The organism is Enterobacter sp. 50588862, from assembly GCF_001462935.1.
Lineage (GTDB): Bacteria > Pseudomonadota > Gammaproteobacteria > Enterobacterales > Enterobacteriaceae > Enterobacter > Enterobacter bugandensis.
On the sequence record NZ_LNHM01000021.1, the window covers coordinates 655,197 to 667,158 of the forward strand.

The window sequence follows — 11,962 nt, forward strand, 5'->3', positions numbered from 1 at the left end:
GGTCAGGCCGTTGCCTGACCCGCTTCACTTTCTTACCACGGCTGCTCGGTCGGCATAATAAACAGCTCTGCCACGTCCACATGTTCCGGTGCCTGCAGCACGTAAACAATCGAGTCGGCGATATCATCGGCTTTCAGGAACGTCATCTTCTCCTTCAGCTGTTCCATCTGCGCACGATAATTTTCGTCACTGATATGCTCGAATAATTCACTTTCTACGGCACCCGGCTGGAGTGAGGTGACGCGAATGTTGAACTGCGGCGCCACTTCCATACGCAAAATATCCGAGAAGGCGGCAACGGCGTGCTTCGTTGCACAGTACACCCCAAGACCGGGGAACGTTTTGCGCCCAGCGATCGACGAAGTATTGATGATGTGACCAGACCGCTGCGACTGCATAATCGGTAGTACGGCCGCTACGGTGTTAAAGAGGCCTTTTACGTTCACGTCTACCATTTGGTGCCATTCATCGACTTTGAGGCTGGCAATATCAGAGATCGGCATCAGCCCGGCGTTATTGAAGGCGATATCAATGTGGCCATAGCGTTTGTGCAGTGTCGCGACCCCTTCATTAACCGAGGCCGGGTCAGTGACGTCCATCACCAGCGCAATGGCTTCACCGCCAGCAGCCTCAATTTCAGAGACCAGCGCCTGCAGGCGATCCAGGCGGCGGGCGGCGAGACCGACCCTGACGCCCTGTTTCGCTAATTTTTTTGCCGTGACGGCACCAATCCCGCTTGAAGCACCGGTGATGAGAGCGACTTTATCTTTAAGTTCCATAACTGATCCTCGTAAGAGTTAATTTCAACGCTTCAGAAAGAACGTCTGAAGTACGGGTCAATAATGGCTGTTTCAGGCGGTGGCTTCGCGCGGGCTTTTGCTCAAACTGTCGGACTTTTGCTGCGAACGATATCGCTGCGATAGTGCGAGGGCGTCACGCCGTTATGCCTGAGGAAGACGGCAGCAAAATGGCTGGGGCTGGTGTATCCCACGTTCAGGGCAATATTAATAATGGAATCACTGGTTTCCGACAGCATGCGGCGCGCTTCCTCCATGCGTAGCCGGATAAAATAGTGGGAGGGCGAAAGCCCGGTCGACTGTTTGAAGGCGCGGCTAAAATGGTATTCGCTGAGATCGGTCAGCTTAGCCAGCCGTGCCAGGTCAAACGGCTGGGCCAACCCTTCTCGCATTGCCGTAAAGACCCGGTGCAGTTTAAATGCCTGCAGACCTCCCCAGTGTCGTTTCGTATGCGTGCCGTAGGTGCGAACCAGGTGTACCGTCAGCGCTTGGGCAATCCCCTGGATAAAGGGGCCGCTTGGGGGAGTTTGCAGATAGAGCTCCTGAACATCTGCTGGCTAACCTGGCAGGGCCGATCCTTCGTTCGCTTTTAGCGGAACACGTTCAGCTGGTGCTGGCCGATCGTTCGTCGCTTACCGTGGGCCGGAGCTTTGGCGTGATGTCGTCAAAAACCTGGCATTTGGCCGATATGGGCGCGAAGCACGCTTTCCTGCGTGCCGGGCTTGGTTGGGGTTATATGCCGCTGCCAGTGGTCGAGGAGGATCTTGCGACGGGTAAATTGGTCACGTTGAATTTGCAGATGCAGCCTGACGTCGGACCGGGTTTTGCCATGCAGGCCGTGCATTTAGAAGAGCATCCTCCGGGCCCGGCTGGCCGCTGGTTCATTAATAAGCTCAAAATGCAGGTTAGCGCAGCGGGTTTACAACAGATCTGACTGGTCTGCGAATCCAGACTACGCTTGCTAAAAAATGGTCGTCGGAATTTCGGTTGTGACGTTCATACTGAATGCTTAGATTCATTTTCAATCTATTGAGAGGAAATGAATATGAATTTTGCAGAACTCCACAACCAGTTGAGGGTACAAAAAGCCCGCAGGGCTTGCGCCATGCGGGCTCTTAGGACTTCATCGGATGCGAAGTCTGCATACTTCCCAGGAGCATTTATCCAGCTCAGCGGAAAGCCTTTTCATTCTGTTAAATAATGGCTTCAGCTTACGTTTTCCGACGCCGGTGCGGCAAATATCGTTATGTACTTTTTCAGACCGGACTCCCGTTTAACCCCTTTGGGATCGGAAACAAAAGGAAGCCGCAAGCGAGGTGAATCGGATACTTTCAGTGTCCAGATATAATCCCCAATAAACCTGAAGTCCACGCTATCGTCAGTGACCTGGAGATCCGCAAAAGTTCCTGTAGAGTACTCATTGCCCAAACGAACAATTTCTTTAAGCCCGTCATGAACGTCAATAAGGACAATTGTCAGGGATTCTTCAAAAATAATGTCATCCGTCAGAAACAGGATGTAACGCTGCTCATTAACCTGGACCGCAGCTTCAAGCACTTGCCCCGGTACAATAATACCGGTGCTTTTACCATTGAGCACAACGTCAGATTGAGCCTGGGATACATCGGTGGCTTCACTAACCTTAACCAATGTTATTGAATTAACCTGTTGCATAATCAATTCCACAAACGTCCCATTTCCCATGCAGCAAGCGCGCCGCCGACGAAGCCACCGATAAGCACGCAAACAGGTGCGCCTGGCCCACACATTAATCCCGCCATTGCACCACCTGCGGCAGCACCGGCAATACCTGCACCATTAATAGCTATCTGTCTGCCTGATTCAGAAACCTTATCATCAGCGGCATAAATTTCGTAAACAGAAATCGCAATCGAAAGAACAATTAACCCCCTTCCAATCCGCGAGAGCTGCATCATTTTCATGTTTACTTGTGGGTTAGACTTGCCTGCGGATTCAACAATACTTGCATAAATCTGATTTTTTTGTACTTCAGAAAGACTGTTAAAATTTGCCTGTGGGCCAAATAAAGCTTTCGCTTTTTTTGCTACCAACTCATTAAGCGTCTTACCCTCGCTTTTTATTCGTTCGGCCATTGCCCGTCCGAGTGCAGTGCTGCGAGAACGCACCATCTCCATGATCAAATTTCTCGTTTCCTGAGCCTCTCTTGCCGCTTTGTCCCAGGAGATCACACCAGCATTGGCCTTTGCGTGTAAGTCTGCGGACATTTCTTTGATTCTTTTTGAGTACTCAAGGCGTAGGCGTGGATCAACTGACAACCTCGCGGCCGCAGCGGAAACATCGCCTTGCAAGGCATTCATCGCGCTTTCGAATTTATCGCGTCCATCGGTATCTAATGCGCTCAGCAACGTCGTATCCATATTCTCATTGTTCCTGTCATTGGCTCTGAGATGCGTTGAAAAAATTTCTAGCACATTATCTTCAAAAGTTCTTTTTAAAATTTATTAACTTTGCTTTTAATTTTATATTTTTTCATTATATTTCAATGTGATATTGGTGAGGCTAGTGACTTTTTGCTATGAATGATTTGCAGCTTCAAAAGAATGGAGATTGTTCTTAATAGGGATTACTTTGCTGGTCAGTAGGTTTTATGTTCTTCTCAAAAAACTGATTCAAGATGGCTTTCCTAAGGTGAGGCATAGGCCTCGTTCTGCAAAACAAGTGCGCATTCCTGCACCAGGCCTTATCTATCTGAAAACGTCGACAGCACTATCCCTGTGTATGAACATCGAGTAGCTCGGCTACGTTATGCACACTTGATTCCGTTGATGGGATTATCCGTTCGCCTATGACAGAGCCGGTGATCCAAATGCCTGTATCCGAAGCCACCGCTAGCCGTGCCGGTGCATAAGCCCGGCGGTCATCAGGAGAAACATACGTGACCATACTGACGCTACAGAAAGCCTTTGAGGCATATCAGGCAAATAAATCGCCTTGGCTGAAACGCAGGGAAGAACTGACGCAAGTCGAACAGGTATACCGTTAACAGCTTGCCGGCAGCTGCACAGCGGTCGGAGCCTGCAAACTCTGCGCGAAATTATCGATGTGAAAAAGTGGGAAATAAATCAGGCTGCCGGGCGTTATATCCGCTCGCATGAGGAGATGCAGCGAATCAGCATCCGTAACCGTCTGAATGATTTTATGCAGGCGCACGGCGCGGAGCTGGCCGCCGCCCTTGCCCCGGAGCTGATGAATTATTCCGTGCAGCATTCCGCCATTTAGCGCTGCGCCATACAGCACTCACTCGACTGTCTGCGTGAGGCGCTGCTGGCCTGGTTGGCCGCCGGTGAAAAATTAATTATTCGGTGCAGTATAATGACATTTTAACGGTCATCGGATTCAGGCCTGACGCGGCCTCGCGTGATGATAGTCGTGAAAAATTCACGTCAGCACAGAGCCTGAATTACACCCGCCGCCGTGCAGAACTGGCCGTGCAGTAGTCCGCTTAAAAATCCACGAAAATACCTCCATTTTTACGTATAAAAGCCATGCATTCATAAGGTGCATGGTTTTGCATGCGTTTTACCGACACTGAATTCCCCGCCAGCGCCAGCACTGGCGCGCCCTGAGGTCGGTCATGCACCTGCACTAAAAGCGACCCCTTAAGCGGGCAGGCGGGGCGGGGAGAGCATTGCGCGCGAAGTAATGATACTGAATTAAATATTAATCAAAGCTGGTTAAATGATCAGCTATGGGCTTAGCGTGTTTTGATAGAGAATGAGACTACTCTGAATAAAATTGACTGACTTATCATGGACAGTGTAGAAAAGCTCAAATCGATAAACTGGAAAGAGTTGATTACGAACAATCACAAATGGATTGAATCAAGGTTGGTTAATCACCCTTGTGATAGTCAAGCTAAGATAGTTTCAAGGATTTTTACCATCCCATTCAGCGGAGTTATACAAGAGCATCATCACTTAGTTGAGTCTATGGCTGATGCTATTGAACACTACGTTTTTGATAAAGAAGCTCTTGCTAAAATGAAAGCGGATGGCGTTACCCCTTTTAGAAAAGCTGCACAGTTTTTTGGGGATACTAATCCAGTCAAGGATGGTAAGTACGGGGAGTTGCTCCTTTATATCCTATCTGAGGCTATACTTAATACACCGATGGTCTCACATAAAATCACTAATTTAACTAACTTAAACGATCAGGTTAAGGGAGGTGACGGTGTTTTCTTCGGTGTGTATAGAGAAAATCTTTCAATTTTAATTGGTGAGTCGAAAATATATAAGAGTTTTAGTGGCGCGCTGGAAAGCGCATTTGACTCTCTTGACAGATTTACAAAAAGTTATACTAGTGGTGCACTTGGTCATGAACTTTTCATGGCTAGAACTAATATATCAAGTAATTTTGATTTTGAAACAATGGAGTTAATTTATAAAGCATTTACTCCTGGTGATGATATTTACTCTGAGTGTGTTAAAACACACCCCGTTCTGCTTATATTTGAAGATGCAGAAATTAAGAGCATAGAGGAAAAAGCAATAAACAAGGCGGAGGCCGAAAGACTGTTTGATGCATGGCTTACTAAAAAGAAGGAAGCGATAAAGTCAGACATCGATGCAAAGTTAATCAAATACCCTAACGTTAAACCTTGCTTCTTAGACTTTTTCCTAATACCTATGACAGATGTTGGTGAGTTCAAAAAGTCGTTGTATAGAGCTATCCACGGAATAGATTACAAAGAAAATTAATAAAATATCTTTTGGAGTTGCTATGGCTAAAAGTACTGCTACAACAGCATTAAATCATCAAGACTTTACAAGCGTTTTTAATTTATTGATTGAGCATTTGTTTTTGAAAAATAGAGGTAAGGAAGAAAAATATAAAATATCTGATGAAATGATTAGGAGAGCAACTTGGCTTGCATCACTTGGATCATCAGGCAATGAAACCGATAAAAATATTGCAAGTGCATTCGGTACATTGCTCTATTTATACGACACAAGTAATGATCTGTATCTCAAAGTTTGTTATATTCTGCAATCTAGGGCTGGTAACATAGTCTCTGCTAAGCATTTAGAAGGTCTTTTTAGTCAAGGGAATATTATTAAACACTTTAGTTCATCATTGGATTTTGAACTCACAAGTCAAAAGTTTCTTCTTGAAAAAAGAGTTTCTAACAATAATTATATTTATTTTACTCATTTTCAAAGAAGTCTGTGGGACAAACTAGAACGCGGTGAAAACGTTGCAGTATCTGCACCAACATCGGCCGGTAAATCATTTGTAATTAAAAGGTATATTTACGATAGTGTTATATCTGCAAATGATGGTTACTTCGTTTACGTTGTACCCTCAAAGGCGCTGATAAACCAAGTCGGCAATGAAATGTCTAGAGAGTTAAAAGACATAGCTACAGTGATGACAACCTATAAGGATTCAGAAAATGATGATTTAAAAATAGTATATGTTCTCACGCCTGAAAGATGTATGCGATTGTTAAATGAGAATGGTAACAAAGCACCTAAAATAGTTTTTTTTGATGAAATACAAAATTTAGAGGATAAAAGTAGGGGTAATGTTTTTGAGAATGTTATCTATAGAATGACAAGCTTATGGCAGTCAACTCAATTTATTATGGCTGGCCCATACATAATCAATTTACATCATTCACTCAATAAAATTATTGACCTTAATCTAGTTGAGCAAACAACTTCTACAACCCCGGTTTTGCAGTTAAAAGTTGTACTTACAGTACATAAAAATAAGAAAACCGTTAATTATAAATTAATAAGCCCAGTTGGGGATGCGGTGTTAGGTGAGTACGATATAGGTAAGGCATTATATAGTAAATTATCTTCATCAAAGGGGGCAGCATTAAAGCATATCACTTCTATTCTGGATGCTGATGAACAAAATATAATATACGCACCTAAGAAGAATTTGGCTGAGGGATGGGCGCTGGCAATTGCTCAAACTAACAATGAAGATTCGGAGCTAGATGAAGATAATACTGATTTAGTGTATGATTCAAGAATAGATAGTTTGTGTTCATTTTTAGAAAATGAGATACATCCTCTGTATTCTCTTGTTAGATGCCTTAAGAAAGGGGTTGCATTTCATCATGGTGGCTTATTGGATGTGGCAAGGCTCGAGGTAGAGGATCTTTTCGCTGATGGTGCGATTAGGAATTTGGTGTGCACCTCAACTTTACTACAGGGCGTAAATCTTCCTGCTGATAGAATGATTGTAATATCCCCAAAGATTGGTGACTATGAGTTATCCCATTTTGATTTTTTAAATCTTATTGGCCGTGCAGGTAGGATTAGTACTTCTTTATATGGTGAGATTTTTTGCATTCAGCTTGTTGATGAAGAGTGGGCTGAAGATAAGATTGAGTCGAATGAAACAAAGGAGATACAATCTTCAGTTTTAAGAAAGCTCAATGAATATGGTGAGTCAGTTGTAAGTTACATTGATGTCTACACTAAAGATATTGTTGATACTCAAGGAGAGCTTCATGCTGTCAATCTTGCCTCATATCTGCGAGGCCAGTTTTTAGTAGATAGAGAGCATTATGAGAAAATAATAAGCAACTCCAATCTTACTCTTAATCAAATTAGAGTGATGACGAATAGATTGGAGGCGTTGGAAGATATTTTAAATGTACCGAAGGATATAATATATAAAAATCCTTTCATCGATCCCCTCTTGATTGATCAGCTTTATTTTTTGGTTGAAAGCGAAGGTGTCAATAAATGGATGATTGATAAATATCCTAGAGTCAAATCTGGAGTGGCAGATCCCAATGCTGAATTTCAGCATATGAATTATTATAACCAATATAAAAGCATAATTTTACGGCTGAATGATATTTTTGAGATAGAGAAAGAGATTAATTATAAAGAAGATGGTGTATCAAGAAAATCAAGTCATTTCGTTTCTATCTTTAAATTAGTAAACGACTCACATAAGTGGATGCAAGGTAGAAATTATAGGTTTTTTATAGATGACATGGTTACTAAGAAATTAATAAATAAAGGCATTCCAGTTGATTATAAGAAGGTTGACGGGATTACCAATTTTGTAACTACACACATCAATACTAATTTGACATTCATTTTGGTTAAATATCTCTCGCTTTGGGCTGACGTAGTAAGCTCATTTATGTCTGAGGAAGAACGTACGTTGAATGCATTTTTCCTCAATCTCTCATCTATGTTAGAAATGGGTAATTATGATCCTCAGGTTTTAGAGGTGATGGCTTATGGAATAAATAGAAGTACTGCAATTGAATTATTGAAAAAACAAAAAATAAACAATGAGCAAACCACTTGGCAATATTTAGTGCAATATAATTTGGATAAGCTTTCACCATTGCATAGGAAATATTTGCAAAGAGCGGGCTTTGGGTCTTCAAAGCCTGCATAATGATATTGTAATTTACTTTGCTTTATCGATGAGGTCTCCCCACCAGGCAAGTAAATCTTGCCTTTGTGGGAGATAAATAGAGCGATTATAAGCTCTTCGAACTTCATCTTTATCGCTATGAGCTAAAGCCGCTTCGATAACATCCGCATTGAAACCGGCTTCATTCATAGCCGTACTTGCGATAGAGCGCAGACCATGAGCAACAAGTTTTCCACCATAACCTATACGTTTCAATGCGGCATTGGCTGTTTGGCTATTCATAGCTTGCTTTGAATCATTCCTGCTCGGGAAAACATATTCTCGGTGAGCACTGATTGGCTTCATCACTTCCAGAATCTCTAATGCCTGAGGAGATAGAGGTACAATGTGTTCACGTTTCGCCTTCATCCGTTCTGCTGGGATCGTCCAGAGTTTGGCATTGAGGTCGATCTCTTCCCAACGAGCGCCAGAAGCCTCAGATGGGCGCACCAGCGTCAGGAGTTGCCATTCAATTAGACAGCGGGTAGAAACTGAGAGATTCACATTACCAAAAAGCGCATGAGTTTTGGCAATTCTTCTGGTCGAAGCGTCGGCATGTTCTGCTTTTTCGGTTTCTCGCATGCCATCCCAACACCCGATGCTGGATTTGCATCGATAAGACCAGTGTTAACTGCGTAGATCATGATTTCGTTAATACGTTGCACAAGGCGGCGAACCGTCTCTAATGCACCACGCGCTTTGATTGGCTCCAATGCTTAAACAATTGTTCTGGCCTTAATCTCCTGAACAGGTATTGCGCCTATTGCGGGGAACACGTCCTTATCTAAAGAGCGCCAAATATCTTTCGCGTAGTCCTCTGTGACGCTTTTGCTTTTCATTTTGAACCAGTTGGCAGCCACAGTAGAGAAAATACTATCTAGCTCAATCTGACGTTGCTCTGAAGCTTGTTCTTGTTGCTGTTGCGGATCTATCCCTTGTGCGAGCACAGCTAAATGTTGGTCGCGTATCTGGCGAGCAGCAGCGAGAGTAAGAGCAGGGTATGGGCCGAGACTCAGATTCGTTAGGCTATTACTTACCGGACGTTGGTATCGGAAGCGCCATAGCTTTTTTCCAGATGTTTTGACGAGTAAGAACAGACCGTCCCCATCATGCAGAGTGAAGTTTTTTTCTCATGGTTTAGCTTTGAGGATTTCGTTGTTAGTGAAAGGGCGTGTGATGCGCGCCATGCCTGGATCCCTTCCATAATTGGTACACGTTTAATGGACCACAGTATAGCGTGTACCTAAACGTGTACCAATTTTATCGGGATTTAGCCGGATGTTCTCGGACAACAACAGACACAAAAAAGCCCGCAGGGCTTGTACCATGCGGGCTTTCTGTACTTCACCGGACGTATCCGGATCATTATTTGGTGGAGCTGGCGGGAGTTGAACCCGCGTCCGAAATTTCTACATCCTCGGTACTACATGCTTAGTTTGTCTTTACATTCGCACGCCAGCTGCGGACAGACACGCCACTAACGAACTAGCCTGATTAGTTTTAACGCTTCAACCCCAGGCAGGGCTTCCACGCGATCTCTTTTGGGTTTGACCTCTCTTTGATCCCCGTCTTAAGAGCGGAAGCTAGGGAGAGAGGGCTCAGAGCAGGTTATTAAGCTGCTAAAGCGTAGTTTTCGTCGTTTGCGACTATTTTTTTGCGGCTTTTAACGAGGCAAACCGCCCCTCGGCATGCACCTTGGGTTTCGCAAATCCCGTCGAATCCAGAATCAGCCCCAATAGTGTTGAACTAAGTATACCAGATTTCACTTGCTGGATACCAGCCCGGAACGCTAACTTATTGAATAGTACAATAAGTGTGCAGAATCAACGTCCTGCGTTTTTCATAATGCGCGCTTTATCCAACTGCCACTCACGTTCTTTCAGGTCAGTACGTTTGTCGTGCTGTTTTTTACCTTTCGCGACACCAACTTTCACTTTGCACCAGGCATTTTTCCAGTACAGTGACAGGGCGACCACAGTGAAACCTTCACGGTTGATGCGTCCGTAGAGGGATTCCAGCTCACGCTTGTTCAGCAGCAGCTTGCGGGTGCGCGTTGGGTCACATACGTAGTGCGACGAGGCGACGGTCAGCGGCGTAAAGTTCGCGCCGAACAGGAAGGCTTCGCCATCTTTGAGGATCACGTAGCTGTCGCCGATGTTGGCTTTCCCGGCGCGCAGCGATTTTACTTCCCAGCCCTGCAACGCAAGGCCAGCTTCGAATTCTTCTTCAATGAAATACTCGTGGCGAGCACGCTTGTTGAGCGCAATGGTCGCCGAGCCTGGTTTATGTGCTTTTTTCTTCGTCATAAGTGTCGTAAAGCCGTCGGTAATCTGATTTCAAAAAGTCACCTCATTGCGTCCTGTGAGGTCTAACGCGCTATCTTAGCACGAGATGAGGCTTAGCGTTTTTTTAACAGGTGATAAATGTTATTATTTGTCCGTTGTGTGACCATGGAAAATGCTATGCCTCAGATTAGCCGTACTGCGCTCGTTCCTTACAGCGCGGAACAAATGTATCAGTTAGTGAACGATGTTCAGTCTTATCCAGAGTTTATCCCGGGATGTACCGGGAGCCGCGTTCTGGAGTCTGGCCCGACGCAGATGACTGCGGCGGTGGATGTCTCCAAAGCGGGGATCAGCAAGACGTTCACCACCCGCAATACGCTGACTAACAATCAGAGTATTTTGATGCATCTGGTGGATGGTCCATTTAAAACCCTGATGGGTGGCTGGAAGTTTACGCCACTGAGCGCTGACGCCTGCCGCATTGAGTTCCATCTGGACTTTGAGTTCACCAATAAGCTAATTGAGCTGGCGTTTGGCCGCATCTTTAAAGAGCTGGCGTCAAATATGGTTCAGGCGTTTACCACCCGCGCCAAAGAGGTTTACAGTGTCGCATAAGATTGCTGTAGAGGTGGTCTACGCGCTGCCGGAGAAGCAGTACCTACAGCGTGTAATGCTGGAAGAGGGGGCAACCGTTGAGGCGGCTATCCGCGCGTCCGGCATCCTTGAGCTTCGCAGAGATATCGACCTGGAGAAGAACAAGGTCGGGATTTACAGCCGTCCGGTGAAGCTGGGCGACGTGTTGAAAGAGGGCGATCGGGTGGAGATTTATCGTCCACTGATTGCCGACCCGAAAGAGCTGCGTCGTCAGCGTGCGGAGAAGTCGGCTAAGTAGCGTGTTTCCCCCTCACCCTGTCCCTCTTCCCAAAGGGGGGAAGGGATAAAGAAAAACAAAAAAGGTGCTCGTTGAGCACCTTTTTGCATTTCTGGCTTCTGATTATTTTGTCAGGGCAGGTTTGTTGTCGATGTTGGTCAACACACCGGCGCTGCTGAAGGTCAGCGTCAGGGTCTGCTGGGTCACGCTTTCGTGGCCAGGCTGCTGACGGAATACATAGAACCAGGTGTTAGTGCCGAACGGATCGGTCATCATCGGGGTTCCCAGTGCATAAGCGACCTGCTGTTGTGTCATCCCCACGCGGATTTTGGACACATCGTTAGGGGTAAGGTAGTTCCCCTGGTTGATGTCAGGACGGTAAACCACTTTCTCCAGAGTGGAACAGCCTGCGGTCAACATCAGAAGAACCGCTGCGGCAGCGGTCAGCATTTTACAACGCATAGTGATTTGATTCCTTTTCGGGCCCGAGCAGAACGCGGCTCATATGTAATATGCCGATGATAATAGACCTTGCCCCACTTTGAAACCGGTCTGGCGGCGTTTTTGTTGTT

The 11,962-nt window shown here is 45.4% G+C and carries 11 protein-coding genes, 1 other RNA gene and 2 pseudogenes; 6 read left to right on the top strand and 8 right to left on the bottom strand.

Features of this window, described 5'->3' with window-relative positions; translation table 11 throughout:
* Positions 1-32 precede the first annotated feature (32 nt).
* Entirely contained in the window at positions 33-779 is a 747-nt protein-coding gene (locus APT89_RS10975; RefSeq protein WP_023616219.1) for an SDR family oxidoreductase, read from the bottom strand.
* A 101-nt stretch (positions 780-880) separates the two neighbouring features.
* Positions 881-1,189: a helix-turn-helix domain-containing protein gene (locus APT89_RS10980; protein WP_239689085.1), complete on the bottom strand. Its 309-nt coding sequence runs from the start codon at positions 1,187-1,189 to the stop codon at positions 881-883.
* Positions 1,190-1,314: 125 nt separating this feature from the next.
* Between APT89_RS10980 and APT89_RS10985 the strand changes: the two genes are divergently transcribed.
* Complete coding sequence (locus APT89_RS10985; protein WP_082632949.1) at positions 1,315-1,731, top strand: LysR substrate-binding domain-containing protein; 417 nt, start codon at positions 1,315-1,317, stop codon at positions 1,729-1,731.
* Positions 1,732-2,003: 272 nt separating this feature from the next.
* Here the strand turns inward: APT89_RS10985 and APT89_RS10990 are convergent, their stop codons facing one another.
* Positions 2,004-2,471, bottom strand: coding sequence for a hypothetical protein (locus APT89_RS10990; RefSeq protein WP_041908572.1), 468 nt, complete (start codon positions 2,469-2,471; stop codon positions 2,004-2,006).
* 2 nt (positions 2,472-2,473) lie between these two features.
* The gene (locus APT89_RS10995) at positions 2,474-3,196 is read right to left on the bottom strand and encodes a hypothetical protein (RefSeq protein ID WP_060572335.1); all 723 of its coding nucleotides are present in this window, start codon (positions 3,194-3,196) and stop codon (positions 2,474-2,476) included.
* 518 nt (positions 3,197-3,714) lie between these two features.
* Between APT89_RS10995 and APT89_RS11000 the strand changes: the two are divergent.
* The 3 genes and pseudogenes from APT89_RS11000 (at position 3,715) to APT89_RS11010 (ending at position 8,216) form a co-directional block, all read left to right on the top strand.
* Positions 3,715-4,276, top strand: a pseudogene (locus APT89_RS11000) (phage polarity suppression protein).
* A 312-nt stretch (positions 4,277-4,588) separates the two neighbouring features.
* Entirely contained in the window at positions 4,589-5,536 is a 948-nt protein-coding gene (locus APT89_RS11005) for a HamA C-terminal domain-containing protein (protein ID WP_060572337.1), read from the top strand.
* Positions 5,537-5,558: 22 nt separating this feature from the next.
* The gene (locus APT89_RS11010) at positions 5,559-8,216 is read left to right on the top strand and encodes a DEAD/DEAH box helicase (RefSeq protein WP_072201722.1); all 2,658 of its coding nucleotides are present in this window, start codon (positions 5,559-5,561) and stop codon (positions 8,214-8,216) included.
* Positions 8,217-8,228: 12 nt separating this feature from the next.
* Here APT89_RS11010 and APT89_RS11015 read toward each other — a convergent pair.
* From APT89_RS11015 to smpB, 3 genes and pseudogenes are all read right to left on the bottom strand, one after another.
* Positions 8,229-9,421: pseudogene (locus tag APT89_RS11015) on the bottom strand (integrase domain-containing protein).
* A gap of 183 nt (positions 9,422-9,604) precedes the next feature.
* Positions 9,605-9,968: a transfer-messenger RNA gene (gene ssrA / locus APT89_RS11020) on the bottom strand.
* Between the two features lie 89 nt (positions 9,969-10,057).
* Positions 10,058-10,540, bottom strand: a complete 483-nt coding sequence (smpB, locus tag APT89_RS11025) for an SsrA-binding protein SmpB (RefSeq protein ID WP_008502505.1) — start codon at positions 10,538-10,540, stop codon at positions 10,058-10,060.
* Between the two features lie 156 nt (positions 10,541-10,696).
* On the opposite strand from smpB, the gene APT89_RS11030 reads away from it, so the two are divergent.
* Both APT89_RS11030 and APT89_RS11035 read left to right on the top strand, forming a co-directional pair.
* Positions 10,697-11,134 (top strand): type II toxin-antitoxin system RatA family toxin, encoded by a 438-nt coding sequence (locus APT89_RS11030; protein WP_008502504.1) that lies wholly within the window; start codon positions 10,697-10,699, stop codon positions 11,132-11,134.
* On the top strand, positions 11,124-11,411 hold the full coding sequence (locus tag APT89_RS11035) for an RnfH family protein (RefSeq protein ID WP_060572341.1): 288 nt from the start codon (positions 11,124-11,126) through the stop codon (positions 11,409-11,411). Before APT89_RS11030 ends, APT89_RS11035 begins: the two co-directional genes overlap by 11 nt.
* A gap of 102 nt (positions 11,412-11,513) precedes the next feature.
* Here the strand turns inward: APT89_RS11035 and bamE are convergent, their stop codons facing one another.
* Positions 11,514-11,852, bottom strand: coding sequence for an outer membrane protein assembly factor BamE (bamE, locus tag APT89_RS11040; protein ID WP_028014132.1), 339 nt, complete (start codon positions 11,850-11,852; stop codon positions 11,514-11,516).
* Positions 11,853-11,962: the final 110 nt, after the last annotated feature.

Excerpts from the sequence above, each read along its gene's own strand:
- APT89_RS10990 (WP_041908572.1), bottom strand. The coding sequence starts at position 2,471 with ATGCAACAGGTTAATTCAATAACATTGGTTAAGGTTAGTGAAGCCACC.
- smpB (WP_008502505.1), bottom strand. The coding sequence starts at position 10,540 with ATGACGAAGAAAAAAGCACATAAACCAGGCTCGGCGACCATTGCGCTC.
- bamE (WP_028014132.1), bottom strand. The coding sequence starts at position 11,852 with ATGCGTTGTAAAATGCTGACCGCTGCCGCAGCGGTTCTTCTGATGTTG.
- APT89_RS10975 (WP_023616219.1), bottom strand. The coding sequence starts at position 779 with ATGGAACTTAAAGATAAAGTCGCTCTCATCACCGGTGCTTCAAGCGGG.
- APT89_RS10995 (WP_060572335.1), bottom strand. The coding sequence starts at position 3,196 with ATGGATACGACGTTGCTGAGCGCATTAGATACCGATGGACGCGATAAA.
- APT89_RS11005 (WP_060572337.1), top strand. The coding sequence starts at position 4,589 with ATGGACAGTGTAGAAAAGCTCAAATCGATAAACTGGAAAGAGTTGATT.
- APT89_RS10980 (WP_239689085.1), bottom strand. The coding sequence starts at position 1,189 with ATGCGAGAAGGGTTGGCCCAGCCGTTTGACCTGGCACGGCTGGCTAAG.
- APT89_RS11030 (WP_008502504.1), top strand. The coding sequence starts at position 10,697 with ATGCCTCAGATTAGCCGTACTGCGCTCGTTCCTTACAGCGCGGAACAA.
- APT89_RS11010 (WP_072201722.1), top strand. The coding sequence starts at position 5,559 with ATGGCTAAAAGTACTGCTACAACAGCATTAAATCATCAAGACTTTACA.